The sequence below is a fragment of the Paenibacillus sp. FSL R5-0887 genome, from assembly GCF_038002305.1.
Classification (GTDB): Bacteria; Bacillota; Bacilli; order Paenibacillales; family Paenibacillaceae; genus Paenibacillus_AQ; species Paenibacillus_AQ odorifer.
The window spans coordinates 447,711-467,189 of sequence record NZ_JBBOCE010000002.1 but is presented as its reverse complement, the minus strand read 5'-3'; the positions used below and the strand labels follow the sequence as shown (position 1 = coordinate 467,189).

The 19,479-nt window shown below is 46.0% G+C and carries 15 protein-coding genes; all 15 read left to right on the top strand.

All coding sequences use genetic code 11. From position 1 onward, the window contains the following. Window position 1: 1 nt before the first annotated feature. The 15 genes from MKY14_RS19980 to MKY14_RS19910 all read left to right on the top strand — a co-directional run bounded on the left by MKY14_RS19980 (window position 2) and on the right by MKY14_RS19910 (window position 19,193). Window positions 2-385: a holo-ACP synthase gene (locus tag MKY14_RS19980; RefSeq protein ID WP_076125332.1), complete on the top strand. Its 384-nt coding sequence runs from the start codon at window positions 2-4 to the stop codon at window positions 383-385. Beyond that, entirely contained in the window at window positions 386-1,390 is a 1,005-nt protein-coding gene (locus tag MKY14_RS19975; RefSeq protein WP_340977167.1) for a phosphate acyltransferase, read from the top strand. A 4-nt stretch (window positions 1,391-1,394) separates the two neighbouring features. Then, on the top strand, window positions 1,395-2,528 hold the full coding sequence (gene buk, locus MKY14_RS19970) for a butyrate kinase (RefSeq protein ID WP_076193519.1): 1,134 nt from the start codon (window positions 1,395-1,397) through the stop codon (window positions 2,526-2,528). Beyond that, window positions 2,521-3,444 carry an alpha/beta hydrolase gene (locus tag MKY14_RS19965; RefSeq protein WP_340977166.1) on the top strand — a complete coding sequence of 308 codons (924 nt, stop codon included), beginning with the start codon at window positions 2,521-2,523 and terminating at the stop codon, window positions 3,442-3,444. The genes buk and MKY14_RS19965 overlap by 8 nt, the downstream gene beginning before the upstream one ends. Continuing rightward, a complete protein-coding gene (locus MKY14_RS19960; protein ID WP_340977165.1) occupies window positions 3,408-4,922 on the top strand; it encodes an FAD-dependent oxidoreductase in 1,515 nt (504 codons plus the stop codon). The genes MKY14_RS19965 and MKY14_RS19960 overlap by 37 nt, the downstream gene beginning before the upstream one ends. A gap of 3 nt (window positions 4,923-4,925) precedes the next feature. Continuing rightward, complete coding sequence (locus MKY14_RS19955) at window positions 4,926-7,064, top strand: FAD-dependent oxidoreductase (protein ID WP_340977164.1); 2,139 nt, start codon at window positions 4,926-4,928, stop codon at window positions 7,062-7,064. 2 nt (window positions 7,065-7,066) lie between these two features. After that, window positions 7,067-8,428, top strand: coding sequence for an NADH-ubiquinone oxidoreductase-F iron-sulfur binding region domain-containing protein (locus MKY14_RS19950; RefSeq protein ID WP_076308026.1), 1,362 nt, complete (start codon window positions 7,067-7,069; stop codon window positions 8,426-8,428). 50 nt (window positions 8,429-8,478) lie between these two features. Next, window positions 8,479-8,922, top strand: a complete 444-nt coding sequence (locus tag MKY14_RS19945; protein ID WP_076308025.1) for a hypothetical protein — start codon at window positions 8,479-8,481, stop codon at window positions 8,920-8,922. Between the two features lie 40 nt (window positions 8,923-8,962). Then, on the top strand, window positions 8,963-9,931 hold the full coding sequence (locus MKY14_RS19940) for a 2-keto-3-deoxygluconate permease (protein WP_076125321.1): 969 nt from the start codon (window positions 8,963-8,965) through the stop codon (window positions 9,929-9,931). 10 nt (window positions 9,932-9,941) lie between these two features. Further along, window positions 9,942-10,907: a flavodoxin family protein gene (locus MKY14_RS19935; RefSeq protein ID WP_076218364.1), complete on the top strand. Its 966-nt coding sequence runs from the start codon at window positions 9,942-9,944 to the stop codon at window positions 10,905-10,907. Between the two features lie 45 nt (window positions 10,908-10,952). Next, window positions 10,953-11,963 (top strand): 2-oxoacid:acceptor oxidoreductase family protein, encoded by a 1,011-nt coding sequence (locus MKY14_RS19930; protein WP_076218363.1) that lies wholly within the window; start codon window positions 10,953-10,955, stop codon window positions 11,961-11,963. A gap of 26 nt (window positions 11,964-11,989) precedes the next feature. Further along, the gene (locus MKY14_RS19925) at window positions 11,990-14,296 is read left to right on the top strand and encodes a thiamine pyrophosphate-dependent enzyme (RefSeq protein WP_076308024.1); all 2,307 of its coding nucleotides are present in this window, start codon (window positions 11,990-11,992) and stop codon (window positions 14,294-14,296) included. A 1,098-nt stretch (window positions 14,297-15,394) separates the two neighbouring features. Next, the gene (locus tag MKY14_RS19920; RefSeq protein ID WP_076193517.1) at window positions 15,395-16,132 is read left to right on the top strand and encodes a CPBP family intramembrane glutamic endopeptidase; all 738 of its coding nucleotides are present in this window, start codon (window positions 15,395-15,397) and stop codon (window positions 16,130-16,132) included. 114 nt (window positions 16,133-16,246) lie between these two features. Beyond that, window positions 16,247-17,398: a PdaC/SigV domain-containing protein gene (locus MKY14_RS19915; RefSeq protein ID WP_340977161.1), complete on the top strand. Its 1,152-nt coding sequence runs from the start codon at window positions 16,247-16,249 to the stop codon at window positions 17,396-17,398. A gap of 397 nt (window positions 17,399-17,795) precedes the next feature. Continuing rightward, window positions 17,796-19,193: an MATE family efflux transporter gene (locus MKY14_RS19910; protein ID WP_076185352.1), complete on the top strand. Its 1,398-nt coding sequence runs from the start codon at window positions 17,796-17,798 to the stop codon at window positions 19,191-19,193. The last annotated feature ends 286 nt before the right edge of the window (window positions 19,194-19,479 follow it).

Here is a 19,479-nt window from a genome sequence, read left to right as displayed (position 1 = left end):
GATGATCGGTGTGGGGACAGATATCGTGAATTTTTCTCATCTGCGAGCCATTACGCTGGTGCAGGAAGATCCATTTATACAAAAAACATATACTCCGAATGAGATCGCGCAAGCTATAAGCCGTCCGGAGCCTTTTTATTACTATGTAACGCGGTTTGCCGGCAAGGAAGCGGTGTTCAAGTCTCTAGCTATCAGTGGCGAGGGAGTTAGTCTCAAAGAGATTGAAATCCTTAATGATGCCGAAGGGCGGCCTAATGTGATACTGCATGGGGAAATCGCCAAACGGGCGCTGCAAAGCTCATGTGCGCAAGTGAAAATTTCCCTTTCTTATGATACAGACTACGCGGTGGCCTTTGCCATAGCTGCAGATGGAAGGAGTATATAAATGAGCCTGCTGGAAACGCTCGAGCAAAAAGCACGTCTTCATCCCAAAAGGGTGGTTTTCCCGGAATGTGATAATGAAATGATTTTGAAAGCCGCCGCGGAGGTGGTCGCACGCAAGATAGGCCAACCTGTGCTAATTGGCAATTCAGAGAGTATCAGTGCGCGTGCGGTGGAACTTGGAATTTCGACTGAGGCATTCAGTTTCTTCAATAATTCGAATGAGCAGCAGTTAGAAGAACTCGCTGACGAATATACAGCACGTTTTGATGAGTTGAGCAGAAAAGCGGTCCTGCGCAAGGCAAAAGATCCAGTAAACTGTGCGATGCTGCTGGTTAAGACCGGCAGGGCTGATTGTGCAGCTGCTGGACGCGAGTATACTACGGCTGAGGTTATAGTGGCGGCTCAAAGCATTATCGGGATGCAGGAAAGCTTTAGCAGCATTTCAAGTCTTGGTATTGTGAATGTGCCGGGCTTTGAGGGTCCTGAAGGTCAGCTGCTTGCTATAGCTGATTGTGCGGTGAATGCCGCTCCCGATGCTGACGAACTTGCTGACATCGCCATATCCTCTGGACATACTGTCAAAACGCTGCTCGGCTGGGAGCCTCGTATTGCTATGCTTTCCTTTTCTACATGTGGCAGCACGGAGCATGAGAGTATTGATGTTATCCGCAAGGCAATCGATATTGTACATGGCAGAGTGCCGGACTTGAAGATCGATGGTGAATTTCAACTTGATGCAGCTATATCCCCAGGGGTGGCTGCAAACAAAGTGAAGCGTGAAAGTGATGTCGCTGGCAAGGCAAATGTGCTTATATTTCCAAATCTGCATGCCGGGAATATAGGTGTCAAGCTGATACAGCTTTTTGGTAAAGCCGATGCATATGGGCCTGTACTTCAAGGCTTTGCACAGCCGATCTGCGATTTTTCCCGCAGTGCTCCGCTTTCCGAAATGATGGGCAATATTATTATGCTAATTGTACGCGCACAGCATGGAAAGGAACTGTGAAGACATGGAAAGGATATATAAAATTTTTACGCTCAGCCCAGGCTCTACTTCAACAAAATTGGCGGTTTTTGAGAACAACACACAAGTATTCAAAGCGAATGTTGCCCATGACCCGGCAGTTCTAAAGACCTTTGCAACTATTGGCGACCAACTTCCTTACCGGCGCGAGACGATTCTATCGGAGTTATATAAGGCTAAAATCAGCCTTACTGCTATGGATGCTTACGCTGCGTACAGTGGAGGTTTGGAAAGCATGGTTGGTGGCATTTATCCGATTAATGAAGCCATTCTTAAGCATTCCCGGGAGGGAAGAACGGTCAAGCATCCGGCAATTCTCGGCGCACAGCTTATTCAAGCATTCTCGGATGAATTTGGCGGAGCACCTGCATATTTGGTCAACCCGCCTGATGTTGACGAATATGAGGAGCTGGCCCGTTTTACAGGGATAAGGGGCATTTATCGAGAGAGTAGAGTACATGTGCTCAATCAGAAAGAAGTCGCCATGCGGTATGCCAAAGAACTACGCAGACCGTATGAGGAATGCAACTTTATTGTGGCGCATGTGGGCGGGGGGCTATCTGTTACTGCCCATAAGAAGGGAAGAATGGTAGACGGCAATGATGTACTAAATGGAGAAGGTCCTATGGCGCCGAATCGTTCTGGCTCAGTCCCTGCCGTCCCCATTATTGATATGTGCTTCTCCGGTGAATACACCCATCAGGAAATGATCCAGAAGATCAGCAAGACAGGAGGACTAGTCAGTCATCTCGGTACAGATAACACCATGGAGATCAAAAAAATAATTGCTAGCGGAAATACTTATGCGAAGCTTGTTTATGATGCTATGGCTTATCAGTTATGCAAAGCTGTCGGTGCTTGCGCAGCAGTTCTTCAAGGCCAAGTGGACGGGATCATTCTCACAGGCGGCGTCAGCAATGACCTCTATTTTACAGGTTTTGTGGAGCTATACTGTGGCTGGATCGCACCTGTTAAGGTGTACGGGGGTGATTTTGAAATGGAGGCACTTGCGGCAGGTACTGTGCGTGCTCTGAACGGTGAAGAAGAAACCAAAGTGTATACGGGTTATCCCGTATGGGAAGGTTTCAACAGAACAGAAACAGGAAAATCAAATGGATGATTTCTTGCAAAGCTTCATTAAAATCATACCCTCCATTCGTGCATCTGAAAGAATGGTCCTGTTGTCACAGCATATTCATGGAGAGCGGCTGGAAATACCTTGCGGTGAAAGCCACAGTGTTGAAGTTTGGTTGCATCGTGCCCAGCGGCAAAACTCGCCAGTACTTTTTGAGCTGCATGGCGGGGGGCTAGTGCTTGGCGATGCTGCCAAGGATGATAACCTGTGCGAGGAAGTCAGAACTCTTATTGGCTGTCACGTAGTAGGGATAAATTACCGCAAAGCTCCTGAGAATCCTTACCCTGCAGCGCTAGATGACGTCTGTGGAGTAATGAAGTGGTTTGCCGAAAATGCTGAAAGCTTCAGTATGGACCCTTCACGGTTTGCAGTTATGGGATTCAGTGGAGGGGCGACTCTTGCTACAGCCGCATCAATGAAGGCAAGGGAACAGGATCGCTACTCTATTTGCTGCCAGATTTTGCATTACCCCTATCTTGATGCCGTAACTGATCCGGCAGCGAAGGAGCGCTGTTTGTCCGATATGGCCCCAGAGTTGATGAAAGCGTTTACTTTTCTATATTCAAGTGAGGAGCAACGGAAGGAACCCTATGTATCACCGCTCCATGCGCCTGAACGGTTCATTACTAATATGCCGCCGGTCATTATAGTACTTGCCGAGTGTGATGCGTTGTGCTATGAAGGCGAACAATATGCAATTCGTTTGTCCAGGGCAGGCGTTCCAGTCTTTATACGGCAGATGCAAGCTGCGCACCATGGCTATATAGAAGATGCTTTTAATAGTGCCTGTTATAACGAACTTCCCATAGATACAAAAGAAATCCATGCAATCAACTTCCGTGAGCTGGCAAATGAGGCGGTGGAATGGAGTGCGCAATGGTTAAGGATGTATTTAAATTAATGTTTCTAGGAAAGGAACTTTATATGAGACAGATCGAGACAGAAATAGTTGTAATTGCCGCAGGACCTTCCGGATTGGCAGCCGCTGCGCAAGCTGCTGAGAACGGAGCGAGGGTAGTAGTGCTGGAGAAAAACAGTACGGTAGGTGGCGCAGCAAATATGGGGATGGGACCTCTGGGGATAGGTACGCGGCAGCAAAAATCCATGATGGTAGATATCAGTGTAGAACGGGCCTTCAAAATGTTTATGGAATATACGCATTGGCGCGTAGATGCCACTCTTGTGAAAAGGTATTTTGAAAATTCCGCCAATACCATTACCTGGCTAGAAGAGATGGGCGTCCAGTTTGCTGGCGCATACAAATATTTTCCGAAATCTGAGCAGACCTGGCATATCGTAGCAGTGAACGGTGGCATTGGCCGCAATGGCGGTGCCATCATGAATAAAGCAATCATGGAATACGCACGTGAGCATGGGGTTGAGTTTTATCTTGAAACCCCTGCTCAGCGTATTCTTACAGATGGACAGGGCAAGGTCTGCGCAGTTATTGGCAGAGGGCCTGAGGGTGAAGAAACTGAGTTCAGATGCAAGGCTGTTGTTGTAGCTACGGGAGGTGCAGGTGATAATCCAGAGATGATTAAGGAGCGCACCGGCTATAGCTACAAGGAGGATATGTTCAATTTTGCAATACCCGGACTCAAGGGTGACGGAATTCGTATGGCCTGCGAGGCAGGGGCTGCGACAACCGATATGACTGTTGAAATGATCTACATTCTGCCACATTCGGATACCGGTCCGGATAGTGTGCCTGCCGTACTGATGCAACCTAACCTGATGGTGAATCAACTCGGCAAACGTTTTATTAATGAGGAAGAAATGCAGAACAATACCTTCACCGGCAACGCCATCGCTATTCAAAAAGGGCGTGTAGGTTATTCCATTATTGATTCCACTATTCTAAAGGGGTATAAGCGCAATGGTCTTGATGTCATAAACTTTGTGCATGACCCGGATGATGTCAGTGATTTTGATGAGGTCGTAGAGGATTACATCCTTCAGGGCAATCCGGACATTATCAAAGCAGACAGCATTGAGGAGCTAGCTGAAAAACTTGGGATCGTTCCAGAGGCTTTGCTCGATACAGTTGATGAATACAACGATATGTGTGATAGAAGTGATGAGCTCTTCTTCAAAAACAAGACTTATATGAAGCCTGTTGTGAAGGCACCCTTCTATGCCGGATGCTTTCGTCCCAGCGCGTATGGCACACTTGGCGGTATAAAAATAAACGATAGAGCAGAAGTGCTGGATAAGGAATGGTTGCCTGTACCCGGTCTGTACGCTGCCGGTACAGATACCTGTACCATTTACGGGGACAGCTATATGTTTCTTTTACCCGGAAACACGATGGGTTATTGCTTGAATACGGGACGTTTTGCCGGTGAAAGTGCCGCTGAATATGTGAGAGCAGAGGAATAAACGATGAAGGACGAACAAGTGACACTGGTGATTGACGGAAAGACCGTATCTGTGCGTACAGGTGGAACGATTCTAGAAGCTGCACTATCAAACGGTATCTATATCCCGAACCTCTGTTACCATGAGAATCTTCGTCACACTGCCTCCTGCCGTCTCTGCATGGTGCGTCAGGAAGGGAAAAAGGGTGTCGTGGCTGCCTGTGCTGTAAAGGCGGAAGAAGGAATGGTCATTGACAGTAAGGATGCTCTCGCTGAAAACGTACGAAAGCTTTCTGTTGATTTAATGTTCAAAACACATCCAAGTGAGTGTACAGGCTGTCCAAAATTCGGACACTGCCAGTTCCAATCCATTTCCCAATTTATCGGAGATACGGGGCGCCGCCTCCGGGCCAACCCGATCCGTATTGCTGAGGATGTCAAGAACCCGATTATTCTTCATGAAATGACCCGCTGTATTCTATGTGGAAGATGTGTGCGTGCATGTGAAGAGATGCGGGGTGTGGGAGCTATCCGCTTTGAGAAGGTTCAGGGCCGGTTGCAGGTTGTAGTAGATGGTAATTCCCTGCAGGATGCAGATTGCCGCTTTTGCAGTGCTTGTGTAGAGGTATGCCCCACAGGAGCTATTCGTGAACACGAGGCCATTACGCAGAAGATGACTGGAAAGTCCCGTACAGATGCCCTGGTTCCATGCCGGGCGGCTTGTCCTGCCCATATTGATATACCCAAATATCTGCGGTTCATACGGGAAAAAAATTATCCGGCTGCGGCTGCCGTCATGCGCGAAAAAGTACCGTTTCCCCACGCGCTCGGGTACATATGCACCCATCGCTGCGAATTGGAGTGTAAACGTAATTTTCTCAATGAACCGGTGGCCATACGTGACCTGAAACGCCATGCCTGCGAGCATGATGACGGTAGTTGGAAAACTCGTTCTTTCCAAAAATCGGCCACTGGCAAAAAGGTCGCTATTATTGGTGCAGGTCCTGCTGGTCTGACGGCTGCCATGTACCTTGCAAAGCTAGGTCATGAGGTAACTATTTATGAAGAACGCCAAAAGGCTGGCGGTATGATGCAATACGGGATTCCACAGTATCGTCTTCCCCGGGAGATCGTTGACCGAGAAATCGGCATGATCCTGGAGTTGGGTGTGAAATTACAGACCGGTGTTCGGATTGAATTTCCGGCCTCCCTGATCTCAGAAGGATTTGACGCTGTTTTGGTAGCCGTAGGGGCTCATAAGGGAGCGCGTCTGCCACTGAAGGGCGCCGGGCTGGAAGGCGTATATACGAATATTGAATTTCTGCGCCAGACGGCAGAGGGGGAGGCTCCGACTGTCGGTAAGAACGTAATTATTCTGGGTGGGGGAAACGTTGCCTTGGACTGTGCAGGAATCGCAAAACGGTTTGGCGCGGAAACCGTTCATCTGGCTTGCCTTGAAAGCCGAAATAAGATGACCGCATCTCCTGAAGAGCTTCGCTGGGCTGAAGAAGAGGGAGTGCTGGTGCATAACAGCCGAACGTTTCTCGCCATTAACGGCAGCGGCGACGGTAAAGTGAACGGGCTGCGGATGGCAGAAGTGAAAGGCTTCCAGTTTGATGAGAGTGGCAGGAGTGTCATTGATCTTATACCTGGCAGCGAAACGATACTCCCGGTTGATACAGTGATTTTTGCAGTAGGTCAAGGACCTGATTTGGCAGAGGGCTGTGGGTTAGCCCTTAGTCGTGGCAGCCGCATTGTTGTCGAAGCGAATAGCTGTGCTTCAAGCATTCCCGGTATTTTCGCAGCCGGAGACTGTGTAACAGGCACAGATTCAGTTATTCGTGCCATAGCAGGTGCGCGCCTGGCTGCTTCAGAGATGGACCGGTTTCTCGGCGGGGACGGCAATATTGAGGAAAATCTTTCACCGGAGCAGGCGGTTTGCCCGAGAATTGGTGCAATTAAAGGCATGAGTGATAGAAAGCGAAAGAAAACACAGATTGTTACACCAGAGGAGCGTTGCCAATGCTTTGATCCGATGGATCTGGGTTATTCTGAAGCGCAAGTACCGGATGAGGCGCAACGTTGTCTGCAGTGTGATCTGCGACTAGAAATAGCTGCGCAAAAATTTTGGAATGATTATTCGAGTGTTGCCAGAGGTGAATAAAGATGCCACATGAAGTCAGCCGAACTCCCCATTTTCTGTCGCCTTTCCCGAATACTGAAGAGCCTGCTATTCAGGAGCTTTTGGAGAATAGGCTAGCAATTTCAGCTTCGGACGCGGCAGTAAGAATTAGAGCACTTGCATTGACGGATAAACAAGGAGTGCTTCTCGATGAACGTTTATCCGCAATCAATCCAGATGACGGGAGACCCGTATTAATCTGCTCTCTCGCACAGGAGTTAGATGGATTCACGGACTTTATTCTTGCGCATGTCGCGAGTCGAATAGCAGCAGGGCTGGCAATGGCTGCGAAGATTTGCATGGATTGTGAGATTCTGATCTATGCCGAGACAGAGGCGCAAGCTGAGATGTTGGCGGCACCGCTGCGTGAGATAGCTCCGGCCTCGCTTATATCAGTAAAGTACGGACCGGCTTCTCCTGTCCTGCGGGAAGAAACAGCATTATACAATGCCATAGACAATGGTGTAATACGTTGTGACTTATGGGTGAAAAGCTTCAGTGCCGAAGGCTGGCAAGGGAGACCTACCTTCCTGCTGGATGTGGAGACTGCGTACTGGATTTACGAAGGTGTAAGCAGTTCCCGCCGTCAGGAGAAATTAATAATGATTACAACAGATGAGAGAACCAGGGTTGTGGCAGTTGCACTTGGCACCCCTGTGTCTGCTCTGTTAGAGGAGCTTGAACTTGCGCCAGCCAAGCCCCTGCTGCTGGGTGGCATGCTCGGGCACTTCGCATCGGCTCCGGCCTTAACTTCGGAATTCATAAGCTATGATTCTGTTTATGACAGTATCCGAATCTTTACCGACAAGCACTGTATGGCAACTATCGCCAAAGGGTTACTTAGCGCTGCAGCGGAGACATCCTGTGGAAAATGTGTGATTTGCCGTGAGGGGAGCTGGCAACTCAAAGCAGTCTTCACTGATGTTACCGAAGGGCGAGCAAAAAAAGAGGATCTTGATTTAGTAACAGATATTGGCGAATTAATCGGAGCAGGATCTTTTTGCGCATTTGGAAGAAATATGGTGGGGCCGGCGTTATCTGCTGTTGCCTGCTCCCGTCTTGATCTTGAAGCCCATATTGTACGCAAGACCTGTCCGGCTTCGGTGTGTACCCATTTTCTTGCCTATGTCATTGATCCGAAATTATGCAGCGGCTGCGGGGAATGTCTTGATGTCTGCCCGGAAAATGCAATCCAAGGGAAATCAGGCTATATCCATATGATCGATCCGGCGATTTGTGAAAAATGCGGAAGGTGTACGGAAGTCTGTGAAAAGAATGCGATTGTCACTGCATCTGGTCGCATCCGTGTCCCCAAACAGCTGACCAGGGTGGGCAGATTCAAGTAAGTAACAGAAAAATGGAAAGAGCATGCCATATCGGCTGCGGGTGCAGGAAAATGAGTAAGACATATTCTTTGTATTTTAAGCTTGTGTTGAATCTTCCCTCTGCGGCGGCGATGTCGCTTGCAGCTTCCCTGATGAATGAGGGGATTAATGGACGAACATGGGTGTTCACCCTGGTTGGTTTCTCGCTGGCTTGTCTTATTAACGATTTTATTCCCTTGATGAGGATTAGCGACTGGTTTACGGGGCTTTTTGCTCTAAAGAAGGATTTACTGGCGGGTCAATGTGTCGGCTGTCTGCTAATAAACTTCATTCCTGTAACTGTAATCAGCGGAGTGATGGCTCTGCTTGGCACATCAGACCTGTCAGGCTTTCTCACCTCATTTACTGGGAATTATCCGGTGCTTTATTTGGTTTCCTATCTAATGACCATGATCATGACACCTCTAGCCAAAGCTGCCGGGAATAAAGCATGCGCAAGAGTAACAGTCAGATAGAGGAAGGACACGATTACTTGGAAGAAGGGAATCGCCGTACATGAAAATATTAGAGAGAATACAGGGAATATCAGGCGGAATGATGCTGCTTCCTATGGGAATCGCTGCAATAATGCATACTTTTTATCCGAGAACCTTGATGGTTGGCAATCCGTCCACTGCTGTATTTTCGAATGCGGGAACGATGACGATCGTGGGAATTCTGCTAGTATTCTGTGGTATTCAGTTCAAACCTCAACAGCTTGTGACAACTCTGCGGCGGGGCGGCATACTAGTTGCGGTAAAACTTGTTCTCAGTGTTGTTTTTGGGATCGTTGTTATGAAGCTTTTCGGTTTGGCGGGGTTTGGAGGAATCTCTACCCTGGCACTTGTGGCTTGCATCACTAGTTGCAATCCCGGCATGTACCTCGCGCTGATGGAGAATTATGGTGATGACACTGACATTTCTGCGTTTGCTCTGCTGAACCTTATCGGGCTACCGTTCATACCCGTCTGTATTCTTGGTTTCTCTTCCGGAAATGGGATTGACGCTCGAAGCATCATGGCTACTTTAATTCCATTTGTAGTCGGATTTCTTCTGGGTATGTTTGATCCTGCTGTTCGTAATTTTTCCAAATCAGGGACCTCACTTATGGTGCCTTTTCTGGGGTTTTGCCTTGGGGCGAATATCGATCTCAAGAGCGCACTCAGCTCATGTGGGCTGGGGCTAATTTTGTTCTTGATCTTTACCTTGATTAATAACATCCCCATGTTGTTAGTTGACCGATTCTGTCTGAAACAAGACGGGCATGCTTCTGCGGCGATTTGTTGTGTAGCCGGGTTATCCATAACGGTACCTCAACTTATGGCAGAGGTCGATCAGGCATATCTGCCTTATGTTGAGAGTGCCCGCGCACAAATTGCATTCGCAGTTGTTGCCAGCGCAATTGTCACTCCAGTTCTTGTGAAAAAGCTGAAACGATCTCGTGGATCAGTTTCTGAAAATATGCTTAACAAATTCGAATTGTAGGAGGCTACTAATGAAAATTTTAGGGATCAGTTGCGGAAGAAGAATGAGCAATTCAGAAATCCTTGTTAAAGAAGCTTTAATGGGTGCTGAGGAGCTTGGTGCCGAAGTAGAACTTGTGCGTCTTAATGATTTACATATTAAACCTTGCACCGGTTGTAATGCTTGTGTAGTGAGTCTGCTTGAAAAGTGTGGCTCAGGAGACTGTGTGATAAAGAATGATGACTATGGATTTATTGATGAAAAATTAATGGAATGCGACGGATTAATCTTGAGCTCAGCCATTTATGAAAAGAGTCCTAACGGATTATTGAAGATTCTGAATGACCGGATGGGGCCTTCTCATGACATTGCTTTCCGGATGATTGCCAAGAAGCAACGCGAGGAAAGAGGGATTACTACCGGCAAAGGCCCGGATGAAAGAAGCTTTAAAACAAGAGTAGCTTCTCTTATTGCTGTAGGAGGAAGTGAGTGGGACACACTCGCATTGCCGATGCTCCACCTTTTTACGTTGCCGATGCAAATTAATGTAATAGATAAAATGCTGGTCAATTGGGTTGGCTTACCTGGAGCAGTTGTGTTCAGGGAGGAAGAACTTAAGAGAGCAAGACAATCCGGTCGTCATGTGGCTGAAACACTCATGAATCCAGAAACGGAAGCGAAGTATATTGGCGAACCTGGTTTATGTCCAATCTGTCATTCCAAACTCATAGAAATCAGAAATCATGATGATAATTATCCAGCAATATGTGGAATTTGCGGGGTCAGGGGGACTCTGGAGGTGGAAGACGGCAAAGTAAGATTTGATATCGCCGAGGAAGATAGAGCACATTCCCATGTTCTAATCTCCGGAAAGCTTGGCCACGCAGATGAATTATATCAAGTTTCTTTAAAACGTAATCCAAAGGCTGACGAATTGCCTGAACGGTTGAAGAAGTACAAAAATTATTTAGCTTATTCCAGACCTGAACGGGATTAATGCTCTCAAGAGTAGTACTAGTCTTCTAGTGAAAGGAGTTCATTTATGATTGAATTGCCACGAATTAACGGTCTCGGATTTTTTGAAATTCGACTGGAGTCTATTGGAGGCTTGGGAGCTAACCTGGCGGGTAAAATGCTCGCAGAAGCGGGAGTCGTCGGAGCGGGGCTGAACGGCGTAAGCTTCTCGTCTTATGGATCAGAGAAAAAGGGCTCTGCTGTAAAGGCCCACATCCGGTTCTGTGATTTAAACACGCATATCCGTGATACTTCGCCGGTAGAGCGTCCCCATGTGGTTGGGGTGTTCCACGAAGCGCTTGTCAAGACCGTTAATGTCACCAGCGGGATTAATGAAGACAGCACTGTTCTTGTGAACTCGGCCAAGACGCCGGAAGAACTCAAAGAGCTGCTGAAGATGAAAGCCGGAACCATTGCTGTGATCGACGCGACAAGCATCGCACTGAAAGAGAAAAACCGTGTAAACATGGCGATGCTGGGTGCCCTGTTCCGGCTCTGCCCATTCCTGGATACTGAAACGATGAAGGGCGTTATTGAGAAATCGCTCGGCAAAAAATATCCGCAGGCTGTACAATCGGCTATTACGACTTTTGAGCGCGGCTACAATGAAGTGAAGTTTATGCACTTCGAGCTGGAGGCAGGGGACAGCATGCCTGAATATGTGCGTTCCGACATTTCGCCGTTTGGCTATGAAACTCAGCCTATAGGCGGTACGATCATCAATCCGGGAAGCAGCTTTCTCAAGAACCTGAGCATTTCCCGTTCCGGAATGATTCCGGCTTATGAAAATGAGTCCTGCATTAACTGTGCACAGTGTGACACCGTCTGCCCTGACCAGTGTTTTGTGTGGGAAGAACGGCTTGACCGCAAGGGGCGCTCACAGATGTTCCTGCGGGGCATCGATTATCAATATTGCAAGGGTTGCCTGAAATGCGTAGGCGCCTGCCCGACCTCGGCACTCTCAAGCATGCGCGAGAAGGAAGGCTATGCCGACAGCCATACGGTGCATCATCCATTCGATCTCATCACGCAAGCGTAAATCTGGTTAGAAAGGCGGAATGAACAATGGCTATTGATTATGAAAAAGAAATAGGTTCTGCCAAAGTAGAACAGAAATTCCTATATGAATCAGGCAATGAGATGGCGGCCTATGCTGCGCATCAGATCAACTATCATGTCATGGGGTATTTCCCGATCTCGCCATCGACAGAGGTTGCCCAATTCCTCGATTCGATGAAAGCCAGCGGCCAGCATGACATTATGCTCGTGCCCTCAGATGGTGAGCACAGCTCGGCAGGTATCTGTTATGGCGCTTCTACAGCCGGCGGACGCGTATTTAACGCCACCAGTGCGCAAGGCTACATGTACATGCTTGAGCAGCTGCCTGTACAAGCCGGTACGCGGATGCCCATGGTTATGAACCTGATTTGCCGCTCCATCTCCGGACCGCTGAACATTCACGGGGACCACTCCGATTTGTATTTTGCACTCAATACCGGCTGGCCGATTCTGATGTGCCGTGACCCGCAGTCGGTCTACGACATGAATCTGATGGCACTGAAGCTGGCTGAGCATGTCAAAGTCCGCCTGCCGGTTATGGTAGCTTCGGACGGATATTTCACTTCTCACCAGAAGCGCCGCGTACAGGCTTTTGCGCACCGCGCAGATGTGCATAAATTCGTAGGCGAACAGCCGCCAGCCGGCTCAACCGATACCCTTGACCGCAACAATCCGGTTACTGTTGGTCCTTACATGAATGAACCGGATTATATCAATAATCGCTATCAGCAGTCTGTGGCCATGTACAATGCCGGTGAAGTGTTCGAAGAGATCGCTCAGGAATTTGCTGATCTGACCGGACGCCATTATGAGGTGATTGAGCAGTACCGGATGGGGGATGCCGATGTGGCTGTCTTCCTGATGAATTCCGCGTCCGAGATCATTAAGGATGTTGTGGATCAGTTGCGACTGCAGGGAGTCAAAGCCGGAGCGATTTCACCGAACATGATCCGTCCGTTCCCGCAGAAGCAGATCGCGGAAGCACTGAAGAATGTCAAAGCCATTACTGTTGGTGACCGTGCGGATTCCTTCGGCGGACACGGCGGCAACATGGTTAACGAAATCAAGGCAGCGCTGTTCACTTACGGGAATACAACGACTAAAGTCATCAGCCGGATTTACGGATTAGGCGGCAAGGACTTCTATGCTGAAGATGGCCATCATTTCTTCCAGCTGGCGTTGGATGCTGTTGTTGCTGACCGTGTTGAAGTACCGTTTGATTACTACGGCCACAATCCTGGTGAACCGGAAAAGGCACCGCAGCGCCTGCTTAAGCCGATGAATTTCGATTTGTTGAAGACGGGCCTCATTACTGTTACTAAAAATGAAGAAACCGGAAAGCTGGCCGTGAAGATTCCCCCGATCCGCAGTTTGATGAAGAAACCAAGACGCCTGGCTCCGGGTCACGGCACATGCCCGGGCTGCGGAATTTTCTCGGGTCTTGAGCTGTTCTTCAGGGGAATTGAAGGAGATATCGTTGCGCTGTACCATACAGGATGCGCAATGGTTACAACAACCGGCTATCCTTATTCGTCGCACAAGTCAACGTTCATCCATAACCTTTTCCAGAACGGTGCGGCTACGTTGTCCGGGGTGGTAGAAATGTTCTGGGAACGCAAACGCCGCGGAGAGCTGGATGGACTGGGCCTGAGGAATGACTTTACTTTCGTTATGGTAACAGGCGACGGAGGTATGGATATCGGGATGGGACCAGCCATTGGTGCTGCACTGCGTGGACATAAAATGATTATCATCGAGTATGATAATGAAGGTTATATGAACACTGGTGCACAGCAGTCTTATTCAACACCGCTCGGTCACCGGACTTCTACTTCAAGCATCGGCAAGACCCAGCAGGGTAAAGTCACCCAGCATAAAGATACTGCCCAGATCATGGCAGCCACTAATATTCCTTATGTATTCACCGGCTGTGAAGCCTATCCGCAGGATCTGCTCAAAAAAGCAGCTAAGGCCCAATGGTACGCGCAGAATGAAGGTCTGGTCTACGGCAAGATTCTGATTGCCTGCCCGTTGAATTGGATGACCGAAGACAAGGATGGGACGGATATTGTATCCTTGGCGGTGGAATCCTGCTTCTTCCCGCTGTATGAAGTGGAACAAGGCACAACGACCATTACGTACAATCCGGAAAACAAGGACAAACGTATTGAAGTCTCTGCCTGGCTGAAGACGATGGGTAAGACCCGCCATCTGCTCAAGCCTGAGAACGAACCGGCTCTGCGCAGCTTTGAGAGCGAAGTTCAGCGCCGCTGGAGTCGTCTCAAAGCGAAACACGAGCATTCTGAATTGTAAATATAGTTTTTTAAACATTACACTTATCGATATTTTGATTCGGAAGTGGATGATTTGCTCAAGGGAGTATATCTGAAGATCGAGAAGAGCGGATACAGTGGGAGATAGCGAAGGAGCTGGGGATCTCACGGAGTAATGTTTCGAGAGTGAATTTAAGAAACAAAGTCTGGGAATAGATTAATACCTGTAAGGACAGTGGATTCGTCGGTTTACGTTACTTTATTTATATAGTGTAGAAGTTAAAAATCATGATAAAGAAGCAACTTATCTGCGGATAAGTTGCTTTTTGGCGATACGTCATTCTTTAGCTAGTTCGGCTCTTTTATTATTCAGAGCGGTTCTGCTCAATCATTAGGTTGTACCTCTTCACAAGCAGCTTGTTGAAAAAATAAAAACATAACCCGTTAAGGAATCCTATTACGGTTGAACTGAATGCCGAGATTAGATATCCTTCATTTTCTACATTTGAAACAAGATTAATGACAATAATTGAAAGAATGAGACTGAAAGCAAAACCTCCCAAGGAGAAATATAACAAATTGAGTAGAAAAACTCCTCTTCGCTTCTTAATCAAGCTTTCAATAAAATCATTTAAATAGATAATAAGTAAAATACCATAAACTAATAATAGGGCAATAAGCCCATAGAAACCAGCAGGTGGTGGCTTATCCGCAAGAGCAAAAAAGATGACAGTCCAAAAAAAGAAGAATGTGAAGAAATTTATCGTTTTAATTTTTTTAAACAGCTTCAGGTCCATAACATTGGTAAACCTCGCTTTTTAGTTTTTTAACAAGAGAACTGTTTATTCTATTATTACCTGTCTATTTTATCAAAACAACATAATTATTTCTGAAATAGATTCATTTTTTTATACATTTTCATGAATTTGCAAAATTAAGTGATGAATTAATTTCAGTTTATTCAAAACTTGTGTAAATATTGTAATTCTTTTCTGAAAAAATTGTAAATGTTTCAGAAAAAAATGGGAGTATAGTGTGATAGTACAAAAAACAGCTGACTGTATTTCTATTCTCCGCATCATTGGTTTTAGTATTCAGAGAGTATAGCTTTTCATTATTTTCAGGAAGGATTTGATTAATGATGAGTAAAAGTAATTTTTTTAGATTTGAGCGTAAAAATGATGATTTTCCGTTCTACAGTGAACTGCAATCCCCTACTCTAAATTTGAAAACCAGCCTAATATTTCTGATAGCTGTTGCTGCAGGTTTTGCATTGTTTCTTATTGGGTTTGGAGGTACTTATGGACATCCTTTTATAAATGTGATTTTCCCATTAGCAGCAGTTATCTTTGTTGCACGGAGTCAGTGGACATTACTTTTCAGAAAATTAGTTGCTAAAGATATTATATTAATTCTTGGGACGTACATTGTAAATCTTATTGTGACCTATGGTGTTGGTTTTATTATTACGAAATTATTTAATTTTAGTGCAAATCCAGTGAGTGAAGGATTCAATGGTAATTTTTCCGATACAATTACGACGTTCCTGACAATGCTCCCGATGCTTTTTGGAGAAGAATTAATAACGATCCTTCCATTCTTAGTCATTTTGTACTTAGGAGTAAAAAAACTTAAACTGAACAGAAAGTCTGCGATTATCTTAGCGTGGATTGTAGTATCCATTATTTTTGGCGCATACCATTTACCAACTTATAATTGGAATATTGCACAAGCCATTCTCGGTATCGGCATTGTACGGATTGTTCTGCTCTATCCATACATTAAGACTAAAAACATTTGGACATCGTTTATAGTGCATGTGCTAAATGACTGGACACTTTTTGGATTTGCCTTTATGGTTTCAATGCATCATTGATTAGCGAATTCCATGTAAAAATTGTAATCTTTTTCTGAAAATACTGTAAACCATCCGGGAAATGATGGGATTATAGTGTGATAGTAAGAAAATGACTAAAAGGGGATCTTCAAAATGGAAACTCAAGTTAAAAAATTCACAACTAAAAAGCGGATGTCCGTACTTCTATTGTCAGCAGCACTGGCTGCAGTTGGCACAGCGGCGGCTTTACCCGTGTCTGTCGGATCAGTTCATGCTGCAGCCACTACTGCAACAATAACCTCCAGGGTGAATGTCCAGGTTAAAGGTAAAGCAATCGGGACTCAGGCTTTCCTAAGCCCATTAGGTAATACACTCATTCCGCTTAAAGACGCAGCGCAAGCATTAGGCGCAGTTGTTAAATACGATAACAAAAATCATAGTGTAGAGCTTACCCTGGGAGAGAATACTGTAAATTATTCATTGGATATCGACAGTGCACTTGTAAAGTTAAATGGAAGCGGTCTGGGACAAAGATATGAAGCTCAGGTAATCGGAGGAACTTCTTTTGTTGCAGTGCAAGCCTTGGTTGAACCTTTCGGATATTTGGCCCAATGGAACGGACAAACCCGTACTGTCAATATCACGAATGCAGGAATGAATGAACTGACTATAACTGCCGGTAAACTCCAGTCTTCTAATTCCCATAAGGATGTAACCATCAATATCGTATATCCAGTTGTATCGCAGCTTGCGAATCAAAATGCCGAAGCGGCAATTAATAAAGCGGTGAAAGCTCAGGCACAGAAGTTTCTAGATGCCTCGGAAAAACAACTGGCTAAGTCTGGTGCTCCAGCGGAAGGAGCGACATACGATTTCGAACTGGCCTACAAGGTGACTTACAATCAAAATGGAGTGATTAGCTTCCTGCTTACCAATTATCAATACCTCGGCGGAGCTCATGGAGGCGGCTCACAAACAGGTCTTACTTACTCTCTGCAGGATGGTACGACAATGAAGCTGGGAGATTTGCTGAAATCCAATAGCAATTACAGTCAGGTTATTAAGAAATCACTTCAAGAACAAGTCCAAAAAGGTACTGAGTCTTCTATCTACTCTATTGACCTGTTCAATAAGTTAACTAAAGATTCTAATGCATACCTGGATAACTTCTACTTGACTAATGCAGGATTCACTGTGTTTTTTGTTCCAGGTGATATAGCAGAAAGTGTTGTAGGCAGTCCTGAATTCAAATTCACATGGGCTCAGTTCCTTTCGAATAATGCGGATCCGTTCGCTGCTTATTAGGTCGGTTTTTGACTTCAATCGTTTTTTTTCATCGTTACTTTATCACAAAAGAGTTTTTTTAAAAGCAACTTGCCAACTGGGAAGTTGCTTTTTTTGTTGAGTTAAGTAGGGAAGACTAAATGATTGCCTAGCATTCAAAATTGACCATGTACCGGAAACTTGCGGAGCCGCGACCACTCCTGCTGCAGTTTTTTAATAGGAATGGAAATGAGAGGGGGCTATTCCGGGGAGATTTATATAAATTCAAAGATAAAATCCTATATGAGATAGAAACAATCCTTTTTGCGGTAGTTGCTAGCCAACATGTCTTATAGACTAGTTAATGCAAGGAGTCCCGTATAATTTTTGAACGAGGACTTTGCATATTCAGTCAAAAGAAGGAGAGAAAATTCATATTATGAACACAGTAACACAGATAAACAACAGCAAAGACAAGCAGACGCATTTTATTCTCAACGGTAATCTTTGGAATATTATGGTCCAGTTATCATGGCCCGCTATCATCGCAATGGTCCTCTATGGCTTAAATGCGGTTATTGCCGCTGTATTTGTGGGAAGGTTTGTCGGAGAGGAAGCACTGGCTGGGGTTTCGGTAGCTTATCCATTAACCCAGATCAGCTTGGGACTGGGCTCCTTGATTGGGGTGGGTGCCGGTTCTGCTTTAAGTTTAGCCCTCGGCAGGCAGGACAAAGATATGCAGAAGCGTTTGATGGGGAATGTTAATTATCTGTCCATCCTTGTAACGCTTGTCTATATGGTATTGGGTTTGCTTTTCTCTACACAGCTGGTGCGAATCATGGGAGGAGAAGGGGAAACTCTGGCTCTTGGAGACAGCTATTTTAGAATTACGGTGATTGGTTCATTTTTCTGGATTTATGGACTGGCTGCCAACATGATTGTACGTGCCGAAGGGAAAATGAAATCGGCAGCCGTGGTAATGGGCATTGGACTGGCAGTTGATGTATTGTCCAATTATATTCTGGTAGCCTGGCTGGATTTTGGAGTAGAGGGTGCTGCCTGGGCTACAAATATCGGGATGCTGGTCTACACCTTGCTGGGATGGATTTATTTTGGCAAAGGATTTGCCTCATTCCGAACGAATGTCTTTGCAATCTATCGGGATGCTGCCACAATCAAATCCATAATTGGTCTGGGAATGTCCTCTTTCATTATGAACTTTATGAATCTGGTACAGGCTGTTGTAGTATTTAATGCACTGTCGAGATACGGGACTACAGCAGATATTGCATTTTATGGAGTGGTTTTTCGTGTATTCACCTTCCTGTTGACGCCGATATTCGGATTAATGCGCGCCTTGCAGCCAGTCATCGGCATAAATTTTGGAGCAGAACAGTATGAGCGCGCCATCAAAGCCTATAAAATATTCACACTCGTTTCCATGCTGCTGACTTTGCCTTTCTGGATAATTTCCATGATCTCGCCGGCTTCCATTCTGGGGCTAATGCTGCCGGATCAAATCTTTAAGACCAGCGAAATGTTATATTTCCGGTTGAACATGGCGGTTCTGCCGTTATTGTCGCTCATTTTTATGGCCATGACCTTTTTCCCTGCGATTAATAAAGGGAAGCCGGCAGCCGTTATCGGCATCACCAGACAACTTGTTTTTTATGTGCCAGTGATGCTTGTTTTGCCAAGATGGTTAGGCGTCTCCGGAGTATATTGGGGTTCGCTTGTAATTGATTCTGTGGTTGTAGTGTGGACGGTAATCCTGGTAACTAAGGAATTCACCCGGCTCAGAGCTAAGTCCAAGCTAGCCAGGACTTACAATATGTGAAGGCAAGATGCTGGAACTTCTGCTTTGCCTGGATGGCCGATTTAATAGATATACCCTAAAAGAGCCTTGGAATTATAAAGGCTCTTTTTTGTGCTACTGGTTGACATTATAAACAAAAAGAAAGTATGATATTTTAAATCGTAATAATTACGAATAAAAACAATGTGTATTTGAATTGATTTGTGGATAATGAATGGTCACAAGCGGACTCTATCGTTCCTCTCGAGAACTTCGAGCGGCAATTAGAGCAGGTTGAACTGGATTCAGAAAGGATCTTTTGGATTTC